21 protein-coding genes, 1 pseudogene and 1 other annotated feature are annotated in these 19,229 nt (G+C 53.4%); of the genes and pseudogenes, 7 read left to right on the top strand and 15 right to left on the bottom strand.

Features of this window, described 5'->3' with window-relative positions:
* Positions 1-74: 74 nt before the first annotated feature.
* A complete protein-coding gene (locus AC6I8A_RS10575; protein ID WP_007892390.1) occupies positions 75-248 on the top strand; it encodes a YciY family protein in 174 nt (57 codons plus the stop codon).
* 190 nt (positions 249-438) lie between these two features.
* Here the strand turns inward: AC6I8A_RS10575 and AC6I8A_RS10570 are convergent, their stop codons facing one another.
* Complete coding sequence (locus AC6I8A_RS10570) at positions 439-735, bottom strand: YciI family protein (RefSeq protein WP_008106569.1); 297 nt, start codon at positions 733-735, stop codon at positions 439-441.
* Positions 736-939: 204 nt separating this feature from the next.
* Here AC6I8A_RS10570 and tonB point away from each other — a divergent pair, with 204 nt between their 5' ends.
* Positions 940-1,668 (top strand): TonB system transport protein TonB, encoded by a 729-nt coding sequence (tonB, locus tag AC6I8A_RS10565; protein ID WP_256696569.1) that lies wholly within the window; start codon positions 940-942, stop codon positions 1,666-1,668.
* Positions 1,669-1,722: 54 nt separating this feature from the next.
* Here the strand turns inward: tonB and yciA are convergent, their stop codons facing one another.
* From yciA to AC6I8A_RS10545, 4 genes are read right to left on the bottom strand one after another with little or no spacing between them, the layout of a single operon-like run.
* The gene (yciA, locus tag AC6I8A_RS10560) at positions 1,723-2,142 is read right to left on the bottom strand and encodes an acyl-CoA thioester hydrolase YciA (RefSeq protein WP_497818442.1); all 420 of its coding nucleotides are present in this window, start codon (positions 2,140-2,142) and stop codon (positions 1,723-1,725) included.
* Between the two features lie 54 nt (positions 2,143-2,196).
* Positions 2,197-2,736 (bottom strand): septation protein A, encoded by a 540-nt coding sequence (locus tag AC6I8A_RS10555; RefSeq protein ID WP_008106564.1) that lies wholly within the window; start codon positions 2,734-2,736, stop codon positions 2,197-2,199.
* A gap of 59 nt (positions 2,737-2,795) precedes the next feature.
* Positions 2,796-3,530, bottom strand: coding sequence for a YciC family protein (locus AC6I8A_RS10550; RefSeq protein WP_256696567.1), 735 nt, complete (start codon positions 3,528-3,530; stop codon positions 2,796-2,798).
* Between the two features lie 27 nt (positions 3,531-3,557).
* The gene (locus tag AC6I8A_RS10545; protein WP_256696566.1) at positions 3,558-3,974 is read right to left on the bottom strand and encodes a YkgJ family cysteine cluster protein; all 417 of its coding nucleotides are present in this window, start codon (positions 3,972-3,974) and stop codon (positions 3,558-3,560) included.
* A 245-nt stretch (positions 3,975-4,219) separates the two neighbouring features.
* Here AC6I8A_RS10545 and ompW point away from each other — a divergent pair, with 245 nt between their 5' ends.
* Positions 4,220-4,852 (top strand): outer membrane protein OmpW, encoded by a 633-nt coding sequence (gene ompW, locus AC6I8A_RS10540; protein WP_008106557.1) that lies wholly within the window; start codon positions 4,220-4,222, stop codon positions 4,850-4,852.
* A gap of 46 nt (positions 4,853-4,898) precedes the next feature.
* Here the strand turns inward: ompW and AC6I8A_RS10535 are convergent, their stop codons facing one another.
* From AC6I8A_RS10535 to AC6I8A_RS10510, 6 genes and pseudogenes are all read right to left on the bottom strand, one after another.
* Complete coding sequence (locus AC6I8A_RS10535; RefSeq protein ID WP_008106555.1) at positions 4,899-5,213, bottom strand: BON domain-containing protein; 315 nt, start codon at positions 5,211-5,213, stop codon at positions 4,899-4,901.
* A gap of 249 nt (positions 5,214-5,462) precedes the next feature.
* Positions 5,463-6,266: a tryptophan synthase subunit alpha gene (gene trpA, locus AC6I8A_RS10530; protein ID WP_497818441.1), complete on the bottom strand. Its 804-nt coding sequence runs from the start codon at positions 6,264-6,266 to the stop codon at positions 5,463-5,465.
* On the bottom strand, positions 6,266-7,459 hold the full coding sequence (trpB, locus tag AC6I8A_RS10525; protein WP_007892408.1) for a tryptophan synthase subunit beta: 1,194 nt from the start codon (positions 7,457-7,459) through the stop codon (positions 6,266-6,268). The genes trpA and trpB overlap by 1 nt, the downstream gene beginning before the upstream one ends.
* Before the next feature lie 46 nt (positions 7,460-7,505).
* Complete coding sequence (gene trpCF, locus AC6I8A_RS10520; RefSeq protein ID WP_497818440.1) at positions 7,506-8,873, bottom strand: bifunctional indole-3-glycerol-phosphate synthase TrpC/phosphoribosylanthranilate isomerase TrpF; 1,368 nt, start codon at positions 8,871-8,873, stop codon at positions 7,506-7,508.
* A 1-nt stretch (position 8,874) separates the two neighbouring features.
* Positions 8,875-10,468: pseudogene (gene trpD / locus AC6I8A_RS10515) on the bottom strand (bifunctional anthranilate synthase glutamate amidotransferase component TrpG/anthranilate phosphoribosyltransferase TrpD).
* The gene (locus tag AC6I8A_RS10510) at positions 10,468-12,030 is read right to left on the bottom strand and encodes an anthranilate synthase component 1 (protein ID WP_497818439.1); all 1,563 of its coding nucleotides are present in this window, start codon (positions 12,028-12,030) and stop codon (positions 10,468-10,470) included. Before AC6I8A_RS10510 ends, trpD begins: the two are co-directional and overlap by 1 nt.
* Before the next feature lie 23 nt (positions 12,031-12,053).
* Positions 12,054-12,162, bottom strand: a sequence feature (Trp leader region).
* A gap of 154 nt (positions 12,163-12,316) precedes the next feature.
* On the opposite strand from AC6I8A_RS10510, the gene rnm reads away from it, so the two are divergent.
* Positions 12,317-13,201, top strand: coding sequence for an RNase RNM (rnm, locus tag AC6I8A_RS10505; RefSeq protein WP_256696562.1), 885 nt, complete (start codon positions 12,317-12,319; stop codon positions 13,199-13,201).
* A 12-nt stretch (positions 13,202-13,213) separates the two neighbouring features.
* Positions 13,214-13,834 (top strand): L-threonylcarbamoyladenylate synthase, encoded by a 621-nt coding sequence (locus tag AC6I8A_RS10500; protein ID WP_008106539.1) that lies wholly within the window; start codon positions 13,214-13,216, stop codon positions 13,832-13,834.
* Here the strand turns inward: AC6I8A_RS10500 and AC6I8A_RS10495 are convergent, their stop codons facing one another.
* On the bottom strand, positions 13,835-14,506 hold the full coding sequence (locus AC6I8A_RS10495; RefSeq protein ID WP_256696561.1) for a serine protease: 672 nt from the start codon (positions 14,504-14,506) through the stop codon (positions 13,835-13,837).
* Positions 14,507-15,308: 802 nt separating this feature from the next.
* Between AC6I8A_RS10495 and rluB the strand changes: the two genes are divergently transcribed.
* A complete protein-coding gene (gene rluB, locus AC6I8A_RS10490) occupies positions 15,309-16,184 on the top strand; it encodes a 23S rRNA pseudouridine(2605) synthase RluB (protein ID WP_008106535.1) in 876 nt (291 codons plus the stop codon).
* 37 nt (positions 16,185-16,221) lie between these two features.
* Here the strand turns inward: rluB and cobO are convergent, their stop codons facing one another.
* Together cobO and AC6I8A_RS10480 are read right to left on the bottom strand one after the other, a co-directional pair.
* On the bottom strand, positions 16,222-16,809 hold the full coding sequence (gene cobO, locus AC6I8A_RS10485) for a cob(I)yrinic acid a,c-diamide adenosyltransferase (protein WP_497818438.1): 588 nt from the start codon (positions 16,807-16,809) through the stop codon (positions 16,222-16,224).
* Positions 16,806-17,570 carry a YciK family oxidoreductase gene (locus AC6I8A_RS10480; RefSeq protein WP_497818437.1) on the bottom strand — a complete coding sequence of 255 codons (765 nt, stop codon included), beginning with the start codon at positions 17,568-17,570 and terminating at the stop codon, positions 16,806-16,808. Before AC6I8A_RS10480 ends, cobO begins: the two co-directional genes overlap by 4 nt.
* A gap of 173 nt (positions 17,571-17,743) precedes the next feature.
* On the opposite strand from AC6I8A_RS10480, the gene sohB reads away from it, so the two are divergent.
* Positions 17,744-18,790 (top strand): protease SohB, encoded by a 1,047-nt coding sequence (sohB, locus tag AC6I8A_RS10475; RefSeq protein WP_293797153.1) that lies wholly within the window; start codon positions 17,744-17,746, stop codon positions 18,788-18,790.
* A 26-nt stretch (positions 18,791-18,816) separates the two neighbouring features.
* Here sohB and AC6I8A_RS10470 read toward each other — a convergent pair whose 3' ends face one another.
* A complete protein-coding gene (locus AC6I8A_RS10470; protein WP_256698412.1) occupies positions 18,817-19,065 on the bottom strand; it encodes a DUF2498 family protein in 249 nt (82 codons plus the stop codon).
* Between the last annotated feature and the right edge of the window lie 164 nt (positions 19,066-19,229).

Raw genomic sequence — 19,229 nt, 5'->3', positions numbered from 1 at the left:
TGAAGCTTTCGATTTGGTATTTCCCAACAGATCTTTATAATGCCTGCCGAGTTTAGCCTGTCTGAGAGGATGTGATGAGACGCAGCAAAAATGAAGTGGCGCGCTGGAGAATGTTACGTCAGGTACACCGTCGTCGTTCTCGCTGGCTGGAAGGGCAGTCGCGTCGTTATAAACGCATCCACACCATTCGTCATCAGGTGGCGCAGCAGCATCGCCGCTCCATCCTGTTTATCTCGCAAATGGTCTGATGGGCTTACGCGGCCACTATGCGCCGCGTAGCACCCGAATAACATTGACCATCTCTACTGCCGCTGCCAGCACAATTAACATCACAATGTGCTGCCGAGCGTTGCGCCAGCCTTGCTGACGCCATAGCCAAAGTGCTCTGCCGATGAGAGCGAAAGCTATCACTAGCAGTAAAACTGACTGCCACATAGATTAGAAAACGCGTTTGAACGGTTTGACCGCGACTTTCTCATACACGCCTGCGGCAATGTAGGGATCGTCCTTGGCCCATGATTCAGCGACTTCCAGTGAAGAGAATTCGGCGATGATCACGGAACCGCTGAAACCGGCCGGGCCTGGATCGTTGCTGTCAACCGCTGGCAGCGGACCCGCAGCAATCAGACGACCTTCATCTTGCAACAGCTGTAAACGAGCAAGATGCGCGGGACGTACCGAGTTGCGTTTTTCCAGTGAATCAGCGGTATCTTCCGCATAAATGACGTAAAGCACGATGGGATACTCCCGTTAGACTTGCCGAAATTGCGTGACACGTTAAGTGATCGTTAATCAGAGTGCAAACGAAAGATAAATACGCTGTCATTCAGCGCAATCAGGGTTAAAAAAGGCCTTTCTGCAGCCACATTTACATCGCTTATTGAAACTGATTGCTATTTGCATTTAAAATCTGCGCTTCACTCAATGAACATGAATGATATGACCACGTTGACTACGCCTTTACCTGCACGTACCCCCATTGCTGTAATTTTATCCGTGGTACTTCACGGTTCGTTGATCGCTGGCATTCTCTATGCATCGTTTCATCAGGTCATTGAAGTTCCAAAAGCGTCGCAGCCTATCAGCGTTTCGCTGGTGGCGCCTGAAGTGCAACCCGAACCTGCACCTGCCCAGGTTACGCCGCCACCTCCCGAGCCTGAGCCAGAACCTGAAGTAGCGCCAGAGCCGCCAAAGGTTGAGCCGGTGCCGATTCCTAAACCAGAACCCAAGCCGAAGCCAAAACCTAAACCAAAGCCAAAGGTGGAAAAGAAGGTTGAGCCGAAACCGCGTCAGGAAGTGAAGCCGCAGGAAAATCCGTTTAAGCAGGACGCGCCAACCACGCAGACGCGTCCAACCACCGCGCCGAAAGCCAATCCAACCACAACGCCAAGCATCTCTGATGGCCCGAAAGCGATGAACGTCAGCAAGCCTGCTTATCCGGCGCGTGCGTTCGCACTGCGCGTTGAGGGGCGTGTACGCGTGCAATTTGATGTTGATAGTGATGGTCGTGTGGATAACGTTCAGATCTTGTCGGCTGAACCGCGCAACATGTTCGAGCGCGAAGTGAAGCAGGCGATGAAGAAATGGCGTTATCAGCCGGGTCGTCCGGGCAAGAATCTGACCATGAACATCGTATTCCGCATCAATGGTGGCGCCAATATCGAATAAGCACTCGTGGCTGAGAGGCAAAAAGAAAGCGGTCAGATGACCGCTTTTTTCGTGTTACAGATCGCTTAAATTGCTTCTGCCGGGCGGTAATGGGCGAGATTGCCCGGTATTGTCGACGGCAACGTAGACAAATGCCGCTTCGGTTGCGCAGTAAGTCTGTCCAATCGGTTCGGACGATACTTTCTTGATCCACACTTCGACGTTAATGGTCATGGAACTGTTGCCGGTGCGGATGCAGCGTGCGTAGCAGCTCACCACATCGCCAACCGCAACGGGTTTAAGGAACGTCATTCCATCCACGCGCACGGTAACAACACGTCCTTCGGCAATCTCTTTCGCCTTGATTGCGCCGCCCATATCCATCTGCGACATCAACCAGCCACCAAAGATATCACCGTTGGCATTGGTATCCGCTGGCATGGCCAGGGTACGCAACACCATCTCGCCTTGCGGCGACTTATATTTTTCGTCCATTGCTCAGTTCTTCTGCAGGTGAAGAGAAGCCCGACGCTGTCGGGCGGAGTGGCATTATTTTTGTTCTTGTTGCGGCATCTGTCGCCAGATATACACGCCGCTTAACAGGGTAAAGAGTAGGGTCAGGCCGGTCAGACCGAACACTTTAAAGTTAACCCAAAATTCCTGCGATAACCAAAACGCAACATAAATATTCGCTAAGCCGCAGGCGAGGAAGAAAATTGCCCAGGCAATGTTGAGATTGCGCCACACGCCTGACGGCAGTTGTAACTCTTTACCCAACATGGTTTGGATCAGCGGTTGCTTCATAAACCACTGGCTGTAGAGAAGCGCAACGGCAAACAGCGAATAAATAACCGTAACTTTCCATTTGATGAATTCATCATTATGGAATACCAGCGTTAGCGTGCCGAATACCGCAACCAACACAAAGGTGAAAATGGTCATCTTTTCCAGCTTGCGATAGAGCACCCAACTGACGACCAGCGCCAAACCGGTGGCAACAATCAACGCGCCGGAGGCGACAAAGATGTCGTATAGCTTGTAGAAGATGAAGAAAACCACCAGGGGAAGAAAATCGAGTAACTGCTTCATAGCGTTTCCAATTAGAGCAGGAGCGTTCAGCTATGGCGCCCGGAAGAGCGCCATAACGATTAACGTAACAGCATATACAGCCGGTACAGATAGATAATCAGCACAGCGGAGACCAGATTACCCAGCGCGTTCAACACCACGGAGGCGATGTTGGCAGGCAGCACGGTCAGCGATGAAAAGAAGAACATCAGTACAATTTTAGCCAGCAACCACAGCACAATGGCCGGTGCAATAACCTTAATATTCTTCCAGGCGAGACGCATACTGGCGCGCATTGCGCCAATCACGCCGAGCTTTTCATTAGCGAGAATCACCGGCGCCAGCGAAAACAGGATGGCCAGAATCACGCCCGGTACCATCAGCACCATAAAGCCCAGCTGTACCAGCAAGGTGATCAGAAAGGTCTGCAGCAGCAGCTTTGGCAGGATCGGCGCAGACGCACCCATAGCACGCAGCGCGCTCACGCGTTGTCCGCCCGACACCATTGGGATCAGGAATAGCATGCCACCCAGCAGCAGCGTATTACCAATCAATGCAGCAAACGTGCCTGCAGCGGAAGCGCGCAGCAAAATACGCTGCTGATCCGGAGACATATTTTGTACCAGCTCAAACAGCGACGATGCGCTGTCATCGGACTGGCTCAACAACGAGAGCTGGTCTTCACCTGGCGTTAACGCGTGGCCGACGATCACAGTAATGAACGAGGTCAGCAGCGCCAGCAGTAAAATAGTAACCAGCTGATGGCGCAAAAAATTTCCTGTGTCACGGTATAACGAGCTTGCCGTGATAGACATGTAAACTCCTTGAAAGAACCGGATTAATTAACCCGGCGATTGTACATGTTCTACTGGCGTGCTGGCACCCGCATTGGGATAACTTTCTGTCATAACAGGTAAAGAAGGGTGAAAAAGCGCAGGAAGACCATAGCGAGCACGGGCGCGATCGCAGGCTTCGTTCAGTTCACCGTTCTCGCCGGACATCGAAAACTCCCGGCAGGGCGAAGGACGCTGCTGATAAATGCCGCAGGAGACGCAGCCGCCGACCTCGCCCTGTAACGCAACACAATGCGGTTGGTGTTGGTTGGTGCCGCGCATATTGCGCATAAATAGGCCTAACGGCTCGGTTAATTCAACGGGAACGGCACCGGCGCCATCATCGGCTTCGGCCCAGTAAAAAGAGACACGAAAGTGCGCGCAACATGCGCCACACGTCATACAAGGGTTTAGTGAATCGCTCATCTGATCGCCCGCCACTCCCAAGGCATCGAACCAAAATCACATAGGGGAAAGGTAAATTAATCACGGCGAGAAATTTTCGCAAGCGGACTTTTATTACGCGGTGTAAGGACAAAATTGATCTGAATCAATCCATTGTTTTTTAAGTGATTAATTTGGATTGATGCAGATGATCTTTTACCAAAAAAGGGGTAAATGTTGTGCCGCATTCAACATTGAGACCCATCTTTTTTGGCAAAGGAGTGATTATGAAACTGGCAAAATGCGCACTGCTGATGGCGCTGGCAATTCCGCAACTGGCTCTGGCTCATGAAGCCGGTGATTTCTTTATGCGCGCGGGTAGCGCCACCGTCCGTCCGACCGAAGGCTCTGACAATGTGCTGGGCATGGGCGGCTTTAACGTCAGCAACGATACGCAGTTGGGTTTAACCTTTACCTATATGGCGACGGATAACATCGGCGTTGAGCTGCTGGCCGCCACACCGTTTCGTCATAAGGTTGGACTGGGCGCCACCGGAAATCTGGCCACCGTGCGCCAGCTGCCGCCAACCTTAATGGCGCAGTACTATTTCTTTGATAGCAAAAGCAAAGTTCGTCCCTACGTTGGCGTGGGTATCAACTACACCACCTTCTATGATGCTAAATTCAATCAGACTGGACAGGATGCCGGCTTAAGCGACCTGAGCGTGAAAGACTCGTGGGGCATGGCCGGACAAGTTGGTCTGGATTATCAAATCAACCGCGACTGGATGCTGAACGCATCGCTGTGGTACATGGATATTGATACCGAAGTGAAATTCAAAGCTGGCGGTGAGCAGCAAAACATCAACACGCGTATTGATCCGTGGGTGTTCTTCTTTGGTGCTGGATATCGATTCTAATCGGCAACCAGAAATGAAGCGGGCGACCCGAAGGTCGCCCGTTGTGTTATTTGATCTGCATATTGTTAACCACAGATTTCACGCCTGCCACGCTACGCGTTACGGCCACTGCGCGATTTGCCATCTGCGGTGAGCTGACAAAACCGCTCAGCTGAACTTTACCCTTAAAGGTTTCAACATTGATTTCGGTCGATTTCAGCGACTCGTCATTCAATAGCTGAGCCTTAACTTTGGTGGTCACAACGGTATCGTCGATGTAACCGCCAGTGCCTTCTTTGGTTGCTGTGGGTGCACACGCGCTAAGAGCCAGCGCCATTACCGCAGCCATCATAAATCCTGCAACGACTTTGAAAAAATTCATTGGTTATCTCCCTGTCTTAGATGATGTTTCGCCGCAATGGGGCGGCGCAGTTAATTGTGGTCTGGCGATGCGAAATCGGCAAATCGGCGGGTGCAAAAAAGTGAGAAATAGGGAATTTTTGCCACTTATTGATCCAATCCCAGTTTTAGTTGGGTATGAAAAGCTGAGAGTGGCCGAGAAAATGAGCAGGGGGGAGGTTTATGTCGGTAAAAAGGCCTTATCCACGCGGGAATAAGGCCATGAAGGATTTTAGCGAGTGGCCGCTTTCAGGCTGCTCACAAAGGCTTTCAGCTCGCTGAGCAGCGTTGCCGGATCATTCTGGTTACGTTCAATGATTTTCACAATCGCCGAACCGGAAATGGCGCCCGCCGCACCCGCAGCGATCGCTTCTTTCACCTGGCCAGGCTCAGAGATACCAAAGCCCTGCAGCGGTGGCGCAGCGTTAAACTCACGCAGTTTTTCGATCAGGTGATTCAGCGGCAGGCTGGCTCGATTTTCTGAACCGGTGACGCCTGCGCGTGACAGCAGATAAGTGTAACCGCGACCGTGCGCAGCAATCTCGCGCAGCAATTCATCGTCGGCATTTGGCGGACAGATAAAGATCGGTGCCACATTATGGCGCATCGCAGCCTGACGGAACGGCGCAGACTCTTCGAGCGGCACATCAGCTACCAGCACGGAATCGACGCCCACCGCTTCACACTGCGCATAAAAGTTATCGATACCTTTGCTGAACACCAGATTGGCATACATCAGCAAACCAATCGGCAGGTCGGGATATTTCTGACGCACGGTGGCCAGAATTTCAAAGCACTGCGCCACGGTGGTGCCGGAAGCAAAGGCACGCAGCGTCGCGCCCTGAATGGTTGGGCCATCGGCCAGCGGATCCGAGAACGGAATACCGAGCTCTAACGCGTCCGCACCGCCTTCCACCAAAGTATCGATAATTTTCAGCGACAGTTCAGGTGACGGATCGCCAAGGGTAACGAAGGGAACAAACGCGCCTTCTTTCTGCGCCGACAGACGTTGAAACAGCTGATTATAACGTTCCATCAAATCTCTCCCTTGGCTTTTAAAATATCGTGAACGGTGAAGATGTCTTTATCGCCGCGTCCGGAAAGGTTTACTACCAGCAGCTGCTCTTTTTCCGGATTCTCGCGGATCATTTTCAGCGCATGTGCCAGCGCGTGTGAGGACTCGAGTGCAGGAATAATCCCTTCAGCACGACATAACTCTTTAAAGGCGCTGAGTGCTTCATCATCGGTGATTGACACATATTCCGCGCGGCCAATACTGTTCAGATGCGCATGCTGAGGTCCCACCGATGGGAAGTCCAGTCCCGCAGAGATAGAGTAGGATTCTTCAATCTGACCCTCTTCGGTCTGCATCATCGGCGCTTTCATGCCGAAGTAGATCCCGACGCGACCATGCTTGAGCGGCGCACCGTGTTCACCGGTTTCGATACCGTGACCCGCCGGTTCAACGCCGATCAGGCCAACGCTTTCTTCTTCGATGAAATCAGCGAACATGCCGATCGCGTTCGAACCACCGCCCACGCAGGCTAACACCGCATCGGGCAGACGACCTTCGCGCTCCAGAATCTGGGCTTTGGTCTCTTCGCCAATCATGCGCTGGAATTCGCGTACGATCGTCGGGAACGGGTGCGGGCCTGCGGCGGTGCCGAGCATGTAGTGCGCGGTTTCATAGCTGCCAGACCAGTCGCGCAGCGCCTCGTTACAGGCATCTTTCAGCGTAGCTGAGCCGCTATGCACTGGAATCACTTCCGCGCCCATTAAACGCATACGGAATACGTTTGGTGATTGACGTTCAACATCTTTCGCGCCCATATAGATGCGGCACTTCATACCCAGCAGGGCACAGGCTAACGCTGACGCCACGCCGTGCTGACCGGCGCCGGTTTCCGCGATAATCTCGTTTTTGCCCATACGCTTGGCCAACAGCGCCTGACCCAACACCTGGTTGGTTTTATGCGCGCCACCGTGCAGCAAATCTTCACGCTTCAGATAAAGGCGGGTTTTGGTACCTTTGGTCAGGTTGCTGCACAGCGTCAACGCCGTTGGGCGTCCAGCGTAGTTTTTCAGCAGGTCAGTAAATTCGGCCTGAAACTCGGGATCGCGCTGCGCTTCAACAAACGCATTTTCCAGCTGGCGCAAAGCTGGCATCAGGATTTGCGGCACATATTGGCCGCCAAACTCGCCAAAATAGGGATTTAATAACGTGGTCATTTTTTCATTTTCCTTATTCGGCCCGCGCGATGGCGGGCAAGCGAAATTAATAAGCGCGCAGCGTGCGGAATACCGCCGCGACTTTACTGGCATCTTTAATGCCTGGCGCAGATTCTACGCCGGAGTTGAAATCGAGGCCGGCACAGCCGAACTGCGCGGCTTCAACGCAGTTGTCAGCGCTTAAGCCACCGGCCAGCAATACGTTGCTGAGATCCTGGCCTTGCAGCAGTGACCAATCGAAACGCTGGCCGGTGCCACCCTGGCCGTTATCAAACACGTAGCGATCAACGTGCGGCCAGTCGCGCGCAGGTAAGTGATCTTTGATGCTCAGCGCTTTCCAGATTTTGGTGTCTGTTGGCAGCGCCTGACGCAGTTGTGCGATAAACGCCTGATCCTCATCGCCGTGCAGTTGTACTGCGGCAAGTTTTAACGTCTTCACTAGCGTGACAATGTCACTTGCCGCGTTGTTGCGGAACACGCCAACATACTTCAGCGCGGCAGCCGCCTGAACAACCTGCGCCTGCTCGCTGCTGATCTTACGCGGCGAGCCTTCGGCGAAGATCAAGCCACCGTAAATGGCGCCAGCTTCCAGCGCTGTACGTGCATCTTCAGCGCGGGTGAGGCCGCAGACTTTGTTATCGCCGAGCAACACGCGACGCACGCCAGCGCTGAGATCCGCTTCTTCCATCAGCGCAGATCCAATCAGGAAGCCGTTAGCGAAGTGGCTTAATTCACGTACCTGCGCGTAATTGTGGATGCCGGATTCACTAATGACGGTGACGCCATGTCCGAGACGCGGCGCTAACTGACGCGTGCGGTTCAGGTCGATGGAGAGGTCGCGCAGATCGCGGTTATTAATGCCGACGACTTTGGCTTCCAGCGCGATGGCACGTTCCATCTCTTCTTCATTACTTACTTCGGTCAGCACGCCCATTTTCAGGCTGTGCGCCACAGCGGCGAGCTGACGATATTGCTCATCATCCAGCACCGACAACATCAGCAGGATGGCATCGGCTTGATAATGGCGCGCCAGATAGATCTGGTACGGATCGATGATGAAGTCTTTGCACAACACCGGTTGCGTGATGGCGGCGCTGACAATCGGCAGGAAGGCAAAATCGCCCTGGAAGTATTTTTCATCGGTCAACACCGATACCGCCGAAGCGTGGTGACGGTAAACGCCAGCAATAGTCGCGGGATCGAAATCCTCGCGAATCAGCCCTTTGGAAGGCGAGGCTTTTTTGCATTCCAGGATGAATACGGTGCGTGAGCCACGCAGTGCATCGTAAAAATGACGTTCCGCAGGCTGCAAATCGTTCTGGAAGGTGGCCAGCGGCTGCTGTGCTTTGCGCGCTTCAACCCAGACGGCTTTATCTTGTACGATTTTCTCTAAAACAGTGCCCTTAATACTCATCTCATCCTCTCGCTGCCAGAGCGACAACGCGCTCGTAGGCCTGTCCGCTGCGAATGGCAGCGATGGCGCGTTGTGCGTTGTCGCGCAAATCTTCATTTCCGAACACTTTCAGTAACATTGCGACGTTCACCGCAACCGCCTGCTCATGGGCGGGCTGGCCTTTACCCTGGAGTAAACGGGTCAGAATGTCACGGTTTTCTTCCGGCGTGCCGCCTGCCAACGCGTCTTTATCATGGAAGCCAAAACCGAAGTCTTCTGGCGTCAGCTGATAGCCGGTGATTTCGCCATCACGCAGCTCGGCAACCTGCGTTGGGCTGTGCAGCGCCACTTCATCCATGCCGCCGCCGTGTACCACCGCGGCACGTTGATAACCGAGCACTTTCAGCGTTTGAGCGATCGGCAGCACCAGTTCTGGGCTATAAACGCCAATCACCGCCAGCGGTGGACGCGCGGGATTGATCAGCGGCCCCAGCACGTTAAAGATCGTTCGGGTTTTCAACTGCTGGCGTACCGGCATCGCGTGACGGAAACCGCTGTGATACTGCGGGGCAAACAGGAAGCAGACGTTGAGATCGTCCAGCGCCTTGCGTGCCTGTTCGGCTGGCATATCCAGATTGATGCCAAATGCCGCCAGCAGGTCGGAAGATCCAGATTTGCTGGAGACGCTGCGATTGCCGTGCTTCGCCACTTTCAGGCCACAGGTCGCCGCGACAAAGGCGCTGGCGGTAGAAATGTTGATGCTGTTGCTGCCGTCGCCACCGGTACCGACGATATCGGCAAAGGTGTAATCCGGACGCGGGAACGGTTTCGCATCGGCCAGCAACGCGGAAGCGGCACCGGCGATCTCTTCCGGACGCTCGCCACGGACTTTCATGGCGATCAGCGCGGCGGCTAACTGCGTCGGCTCCAGCTGACCGGTGATAATCGCGCTAAACAGCTGGTGGCTTTCGTCCTGGCTCAGCGTCTCGGACTGATAAAGTTTTTCCAGAATAGTTTGCATCATAATCTCCCTATTACTTCGCCAGCGCCCAGGCCAACGTCTGTTCTAACAAGCGCGCGCCCTGAGTGGTGAGAATGGATTCTGGGTGGAACTGGAAGCCACACACACGGTCGGCATCGTGGCGTACGGCCATCACCATGCCGTTGTAGCTGGCGTTAACGGTCAATTCGGCTGGCGTATTGCTGCCGACCAGCGAGTGATAACGTGCCACCGGCAGCGGATTACTCAGGCCCGCGAACATGCCTTCGCCATCGTGGGTAATAGAAGAGGCTTTGCCGTGCAGGATCTCGCCAGCCTGGCCGACATGTCCGCCGTATGCTTCAACAATCGCCTGATGACCGAGGCAAATGCCGATAATCGGCAGGCGACCGCGCAGCGCTTGCAGCAAATCAGGCATGCAACCGGCATCTTTCGGCGCGCCAGGACCCGGCGACAGCATCAGAATCGGATTCTCCATCTGCTGCAGGCGTTCAATCAGCACTTCAGCGGGCACGTTGTTACGGTAAATCAACACGTTGTGGCCGAAAGTACGCAGCTGATCAACGAGGTTGTAAGTAAAGGAGTCGATGTTATCGAGCAGCAGGATATCGGCCATCAAAAAATCTCCTTGCAGTGATGGGCTGTTGCGATGGCACGCAATACCGCGCGCGCTTTGTTGCGGCTCTCGTCCGCTTCTGCCTGTGGTTGTGAATCCAGCACCACACCGGCACCGGCTTGCACGGTGGCGACACCGTCTTCGACCCACGCGGAACGGATAACGATGCAGGTATCCAGATCGCCGTTAGCGGTGAAATAACCCACTGCGCCGCCGTAGCTGCCGCGACGTGTGCCTTCTTTTCCGGCAATCAGCTGCATCGCACGCACTTTCGGTGCGCCACTCAGCGTGCCCATGTTCATGCAGGCGCGGTAAGCGTGCAGCACGTCGAGGTCTGCGCGCAGCGTGCCCACCACGCGTGACACCAGATGCATCACGAACGAGTAGCGGTCCACTTTGGTCAGGTCAGCCACGTAGCGGCTGCCCGGCACGCAGATGCGCGCCAAATCGTTACGCGCCAAATCCACCAGCATCAGGTGCTCGGCCATCTCTTTATGGTCGGTGCGCATTTCCAGTTCGATGCGGCTGTCGAGATCGCGATCCAGCGAGCCATCAGCATGGCGGCCGCGTTGACGGGTTCCAGCAATCGGGTAGATCTCAATCTGGCGCGAGGTTGCGTCATATTTCAGTGAGCTTTCTGGCGAGGCGCCAAACAGCGCGAAATCCTGATCCTGCATAAAGAACATATAAGGGCTTGGGTTGCTGTTTTTCAGCGTGTCATAAGCGGCCAGTGGAGAAGGGCACGGCAGCGAGAAGCGACGTGAAGGGACAACCTGGAAGATTTCGCCGATGCGAATCGCTTCCTGCATCTCACGTACCACGTTGCAATACTCTTCGTCGCTTTGACTGGTGCTCAGCGTCATTTGCTCGACGCGCTGAACCGGCAACGCTGGCGCAGCTTGCGTCATCTGGCCGCGTAGTTGTTCAATGCGGCCTTGCAGGCGCTGAAACTCGCTGGTCGATGGGCTGAATAAGCTGGCTTGCAGGCGCGCCGTGCGCTGCTGATGGTCGATCACCAGTAAGGTTTCGGCCAGATAGAAGCAATAATCCGGGCAACGCTGTTCGTTGCGCAGCTCCGGCAGATCTTCGAAACCCGCGACTAAGTCATAAGCGAACAAGCCACCGAGCAGCATCGCTTCACGCTCTTCTTCTGGGCTGTTCACCAGTTGCGGAATCAGGCGCAGCGCATCAAACACAGAAAGGGCCTTCAGGCGCGAATCCTCGTCCTGCATACCTTGCGGCTGGGTGAAATGCAGCTCGCGTCCATCGGGGCGCACATCGATGCGCACTTCAGGTGGCAACGCCTCATCCAGCAGCGGCAAGATGGCGCGACCATTTTCCGACAGCGCTTTGATGGTGACGATGTTGCCCAGCGCGCTGACGCGCAGCGCGCTATCGACGATTAACAGGCTTTTCAGGTTTTGTTTGCTGTCGATATCAGCGGATTCAAGCAGCAGAGTTGCTGGACGTGCGCCGCATAACTGATGAAACACTGCGGCCGGATCTTCGCGGTAGGGCGCGGTACCGGTTATCAACTTCAATGTAGGTTTCGCAATAGCCATAATGGATTCTCTGAATTTCGCTCAAAAAAAAGCCCGCTCGGTGGCGGGCTTAGGTATCAATCTGCACTGCGGTTACGCGAGTTGTGCACGACGATGTCGCCCGATAAAGGGATCTTCGCGCCACCAACCATTTAAAAGCGTACCGAAAATAGTCATGATTAAATACCCGTTACGTGTGAACTTGTGTACTAGTTAACTGGTTCGGGCGAAAAATGTCAATACCCTTTTTCAGCCAGGGACAAAATCGTTATTATGCCTGCCGGTTTATGTAGTTGCTGGAGTTATCTTGTCGGACATCGCTCGTTTTCCCCTTTATGATTTACACAGCCATACGCTGGCTTCTGACGGCTTATTAACGCCGACTGCGCTGGTACAGCGTGCGGTTGAGATGAAAGTCGGCGTGCTAGCGATTACCGATCACGACACGGTGGCGGGCGTGGCAGAAGCGCAGGCGGCAGTGGTGCAACAGGATCTGCCGATCCGCGTACTGGCCGGTTTAGAAGCGTCAACCTTATGGGAAAACCACGAAATCCACATTGTGGGGCTGAATGTCGATTGCCTGCATCCCGCGCTGACTGAATTCCTCGCGCAACAGCATCAGACACGTGTGGATCGTGCACAGCAAATTGCCGAACGCCTTGAGCGCGCGCGTATTCCTGATGCGCTGGCCGGAGCCCAGCGTCTGGCGCAAGGTGGCTTGATTACGCGTGGCCATTTTGCGCGTTATCTGGTGGAGATTGGCAAAGCCGATAATATGGCGCAGGTGTTCAAGAATTATCTGGCGCGCGGGAAAACCGGCTACGTGCCCCCGCAATGGTGTACAATTAAACAAGCCATTGATGCTATTCATCATTCTGGCGGCTATGCCGTTTTGGCGCATCCAGGTCGTTATGGTTTGTCGGCTAAATGGTTAAAGCGGCTGATTGCGCATTTTGCCGACGTGGGCGGCGATGCCATGGAAGTCGCGCAGTGTCAGCAAGCGCCAAACGAGCGCACGCAGCTGGCAACCTATGCGCGTGACCATCAGTTAGCCGGGTCGCAGGGATCAGATTTTCACCAACCTTGTCCGTGGATAGAACTGGGACGCAAGTTATGGTTACCGGGCGGCGTGGAGCCGGTTTGGGAACGCTTCCCCGAGTTGGCGCCCAGCATTGCTGTCGCAGACAGGTGATATGAGGTTTTTATGAGTCAATATTTTCACATACATCCCGACAATCCGCAGCCGCGCCTGGTGAACCAGGCCGTTGATTATCTGAACAAAGGCAGCGTGATTGTTTATCCAACCGATTCTGGCTATGCGCTGGGTTGTCGTCTGGAAGAGAAAAATGCCATGGAGCGCATTTGTCGTATTCGCCAATTGGATGGCAATCACAACTTCACGTTGATGTGCCGCGATTTGTCGGAGCTGTCGACGTACGCGCAGGTGGATAACTCAGCGTTTCGCATCCTGAAAAATAACACGCCGGGCAATTACACCTTCATTTTGAAGGCGACGAAAGAAGTGCCGCGTCGTCTGATGAATGACAAACGTAAAACCATCGGTCTGCGCGTGCCGTCCAATCCGGTAGCGCTGGCAATACTGGAGCGCCTCAACGAACCGATGATGTCGACCTCGCTGATGTTGCCGGGCAACGATTTTACCGAATCCGATCCGGAGGAGATTCAGTACAGCATTGGCAAGCTGGTGGATCTGATCATCGATGGCGGTACGCTGGGACAGCAGCCAACCACGGTGATCGACCTCACCAGCGATGCGCCAGTGGTGGTGCGCGAAGGCGTCGGTGACACGCGCCCGTTCGAATAATTATGCATGGTCAGGCGTGGCGTTCTGCGTCTGACCAATATTGGATTCCAGCCATTTTTTGAAATCTCCGTACGGAATATACAGCGAGACATCTTTTAAGATGACTTTCTTGCTGCGCACGTTAGATATTTCATGGCTGTATCCAACAATCACGCCGCCAATAGTTTGGTCAGCATTATATACCGCCCCACCTGACATTCCTTGCACAACGCCAGCATTTGATGCCATCGCCATGCAGGGCTTCTTATTCCATTTATTGGTAATTGCGGTGCGCGCTAAATTAACGCCGCTCGATTCCACTGGCATAGCGGAAATAAAGCTGTAACCGTACATTTTAATCGGTTCACCAATCGCACCGCTGCGGAATTTAGCCAGCGTTTCTGGGCTATTCTTATGATAAATAATCGCGACGTCGCAATAGGGATGATAAGCCTTGACACGTTGCACGGCGGTTTTTGCCACGTGCGCTGCCGTCAGGCTGTATTCTGGCGTCAAAGGAATGGTCGTGCCGAGGATACCCAAACCCAGTACAGTCGGGATGCCTGTCACGCTCATATCAACGTGTTGCATCGCAGTACGACTGTACTCAGTGTGGCCCACGGAACAACCGCTCAGTGCCAGCGCAGCAAGCGCAGGCCAAAGCAGAGAGGTTTTCATGGCAGTGATCTTCATTTAAGCATGTCCGTAAAATCCCTGGTGAAGACTTTCGACATGCAAATTAACTTCATTCCGTAAATCAATAAACGCGTCAAATCCCGCGCGCGCCGGTTTATAATATCAGTGAAATTACACAGTGAACGTTAATGAATTGTTAGTTGAACGAATATAAATAGTAAATAAAAGCTATGTTATTATGACGACTCACTGGATTTCAGGCTTAAATTTTACACAGTTTTTTCTTCAGAACAATTCAGCAAATTTAATATTAATCAAAAAATACAAAAATACAGACTTAATCCAACCTGTAGTGCCAATAAACTATCAATTTATATTTAATACCGTAGAAAGGCTTACTTAACGCCATTAAATAGTGTTTTATGCTGTTTTGTGATTTTTAACTAGATTTAAAGTTTGTGATTATCTGTAAGCGTGGCGCGCAATACTGCCCTTACAGTCTTGCGAAGCGTTAATGTATCAGATGGCTTAAGTTGGGGGCTGATTGAGGCGTGAGAGGTAAGGGGTAAGTGACAATATTTCAGTCACTTGGCATAAATGCTGATGACGAAAATGAGATCGATCTATCAGTCAGCTGAATGTTTATTGCCGTGGTGCTTATTAAGCCGTTTTTAACGGACCCTCTGTTATCGGCAGCAAAGGAAAAGGTGTTAACAAAACTTGCGTTAGTGTAAAATCGCGGGCCGTCTGAGATTGCATCAGCGATGCAGAGCGGTAACAGATTCTGATATGGGAATTGGTAATCCCTGTATCGTACCTCTTCTTACCACGACGCCTGGGAAGGCGACAACGAGGCTCCATGAGCGAAAAATTACAGAAAGTATTAGCGCGCGCCGGTCACGGTTCGCGTCGCGAAATCGAAACCATGATTTCAGCCGGACGCGTCAGCGTTGACGGCAAACTGGCGACGCTTGGCGATCGTGTTGAAAGTGATAAATCCCTGAAAATTCGTATTGATGGCCATCTGGTGTCCATCGCTGAGTCGGCGACCGAAGTGTGCCGCGTACTGGCGTACTACAAACCGGAAGGTGAGCTCTGCACGCGTAACGATCCGGAAGGGCGTCCAACCGTGTTTGATCGTCTGCCGCGTCTGCGTGGTTCACGCTGGATTGCCGTTGGTCGTCTGGATGTGAATACCTGTGGTTTGATGCTGTTCACCACCGATGGCGAACTGGCAAACCGTCTGATGCACCCAAGCCGTGAAGTTGAGCGTGAATACGCGGTTCGCGTGTTTGGCGAAGTGGATGACGATAAAATCCGTCAGCTGAGCAAAGGCGTGCAGCTGGAAGATGGCCCGGCATCGTTCAAAACCATTAAGTTTGCCGGTGGCGAAGGCATTAACCAATGGTACAACGTGACGCTGACCGAAGGACGCAACCGCGAAGTGCGTCGTCTGTGGGAAGCGGTCGGCGTGCAGGTTAGTCGACTGATGCGTGTGCGTTACGGTGATATCCAGTTGCCGAAAGGCTTGCCACGCGGCGGCTGGATCGAGATGGAGTTACCGGCGGTCAACTATCTGCGTACGTTAGTCAGTATGCCGGAAGAGACGGTCACTAAAGTGGCCGTCGAAAAGGATCGTCGTCGCACCAAGGCTAACCAAATCCGTCGTGCGGTAAAACGTCACGGTGTGGTGAGCAACAATCCGCGTCGTAATAACACCAAACGCGGTTCATGATGCGAAGCCTGACGCCGCGCTCTGCGGCGTCAGCGTTTTACCAGTCAATTCCTTGCTGTGCCTGAACCCCCGCATCGAACGCATGTTTTAACGGACGCATTTCCGTCACGGTATCCGCTAAATCCAGTAACGTACGATGACAGCCGCGACCGGTAATGATAACGCTTTGCTGTGCAGGGCGCTGGTTCAGCACATCGACCAACTCATTTAAATCCAGATAATCCATGCTCACCATGTAAGTGATTTCATCCAGAATCACCAGATCGACGCTGTCATCGGCCAACATGCGACGCGCCTGTTGCCACACTAACTGACAGGCGGCGGTATCGGTCTCGCGGTTCTGCGTATCCCAGGTAAATCCCGTGGACATCACCTGAAATTCGACGCCGTGCTGCTCCAGCAAGTTGCGTTCACCGTTTGGCCATTCGCCTTTAATAAACTGAACCGCCGCCACTTTTTTACCGTGCCCGCAGGCGCGCAACGCGGTGCCGAAAGCGGCGGTAGTTTTGCCTTTGCCGTTACCGGTGAACACCATCAAAATGCCGCGCGTTTCGGTGGCGGCGGCGATACGAGCATCGACTTGCTCTTTTAGTCGTTGCTGACGTTGCTGATGGCGATCGCTCATGCGGTTGCTGGCCCCGCTTTACGTCCCGGCTGCGCATCGAAGCTGGTGCCGGTTTTACGACGACTGTCATCGCCCATTAAATAGAGGTAGAGCGGCATCAAATCAGCCGGGGTTTTGAGTAAATTGGCATCCTCTTCCGGGAAGGCGCTGGCGCGCATTTTGGTGCGCGTGCCGCCAGGATTGATGCAGTTCACTCGCAGATGACTGTTTTTATACTCGTCTGCCAGTACCTGCATCATGCCTTCAGTGGCAAACTTCGAAACCGCATACGCGCCCCAGCCGGCACGTCCGGTGCGGCCCACGCTGGAGGTGGTAAATACCAGCGATCCGGCATCCGATTGCAGCAGCAGCGGCAGTAATGCCTGGGTTAAATAGAAGGTGGCATCAAGGTTAATCTGCATCACGTCACGCCAAATCTGCGGATCGAGTTCTTCCAGCGGCACGATTTCGCCCAGAATGCCGGCATTGTGCAGCACGCCATCCAGACGCGACACCAGCGCAGCGACCTGATCGGCCAACTGCTGGCAGCTTTCTGGCGTGGCTTGAGCCAGATCCAGTAACAAAGAAGATGCAGGCTGCTTGTTTAACTGGTTGATGGCTTGCTCAGTTTTCTGCAGCGTGTCGGCGTTGCGTCCCAACAGGATGACGCGCGCGCCGTAGCGCGCATAGGTCAGCGCCGCTTCACGGCCAATGCCGTCGGAAGCGCCGGTGACGAGAATGATGCGATTTTCCAGCAGATCGCTTTTCGGTTGATAATGCACAGCGATGTCCTTTGCTCGGGTCAGGAGGTTTTTGGCTTTATGCCTGAATTTGCCGCGCGGTGCAATCGCTTAGCCTCGCATTCTGTGCCGCCTGCGGGCATTTCAGGCGACGACAGCGCGTAAAGCGGGTAAACTTGAAGCTGTTGTAATTTACTGTTTAATAAGGCGGCAGAATGGATTTTTTCTCCAGTTACGGATTATTTCTGGCTAAGGCCGTCACCGTGGTGGTGGCGATCGCAGCTATTGTTCTGATTGTGCTTAATGCCGCGCTGCGTAAACGTCACAGCAGCGGGCAGCTGCGTTTGACGCATCTTGATGATGATTATCGTGAGATGAAGGAAGATCTGCAGCTCGCCAAAATGAAACCACAGGCGCAAAAAGTGTGGCTCAAGCAGCATAAGAAAGAAGAGAAGCAAAAGGCGAAAGCCGATAAACGCAATGCCAAAGCGGGCGTGAGTGAGACGCTGAAACCCACGCTGTATGTGCTGGAGTTCAAAGGCAGCATGGACGCGAGTGAAGTCACTTCGTTGCGCGAAGAGATCTCCGCGGTGCTGGCGGTAGCGCTGCCGGGCGATGAAGTGCTGCTGCGTCTGGAAAGCCCTGGCGGCGTGGTACACGGCTACGGTTTGGCGGCTTCGCAACTGCAACGTCTGCGTGATGCCGGCCTGCAATTGACAGCTGTGGTGGATAAAGTCGCTGCCAGCGGCGGTTACATGATGGCTTGCGTGGCGGATCGCATCGTCGCCGCTCCGTTTTCTATTATTGGTTCGATTGGCGTGGTCGCGCAGATCCCTAACTTCAACCGCCTGTTAAAGCGTAACGACATTGACGTTGAGCTGCATACCGCCGGTCAATACAAACGTACCTTAACGCTGTTTGGTGAAAACACCGACGAAGGGCGCGAGAAATTCCAGGAAGATCTCAATGAAACGCATCAGCTGTTTAAGGATTTCGTGCAGCAGATGCGTCCGTCGCTTGATCTGAATAAAGTGGCGACCGGCGAGCACTGGTATGGCCGCCAGGCGCTGGATTTAGGGCTGATCGATGAAATCGGTACCAGCGATGCATTGATTATCAAGCATATGGATCGCTTCACCGTGCTGGGCGTGCATTATGCACGTAAGCGTAAAATGATGGATCGCTTCACTAACAGCGCCAGTCTGGCGGCAGAGCGGTTGATTCTGAAAATGTGGCAGCGCGGCGAGAAGCCGCTGTTGTAACTGAGCCCGGCAATTGCCGGGCTTTTTTATGCAAGATGATATTGAGAGGAGAGTTCGACCGCGAGGTGTTTAAACACATTAAATACCGTGGTGGTTTTGGCGGTGGGCAAGCCTTGATCATCGAGAAAATAGGGCCCGCGAAACACCAAAACCTCACCTTGCTGAATCACATCATTGGCTTCTAATCCGACAAAATAATTGTCGTGCTGCGTGATTATCTGATTAGCTATTTCCAGTAACGCGTGGCGTGAAATAGATTCTGTTGGCACTGACATTTTCCACCTCTTTTTTGACAGCCATTTTTCTCCTTCTATATTACTTGCGAGCTATCGCGTTCAGCAAATCAGCATGGCGTCATAAAACTGGCGCAAAATTAGGCAGAATGCTAATTAAGTTGCGTAACGGATTTTATCAGGTAGAGTGTGGGCGATTCAGCTTT

Source organism: Pantoea sp. X-Soil-ISGK-275 (assembly GCF_059730795.1).
Note: the sequence above shows the minus strand (reverse complement) of the source record. Positions and strands in the feature narration are given on the sequence as shown.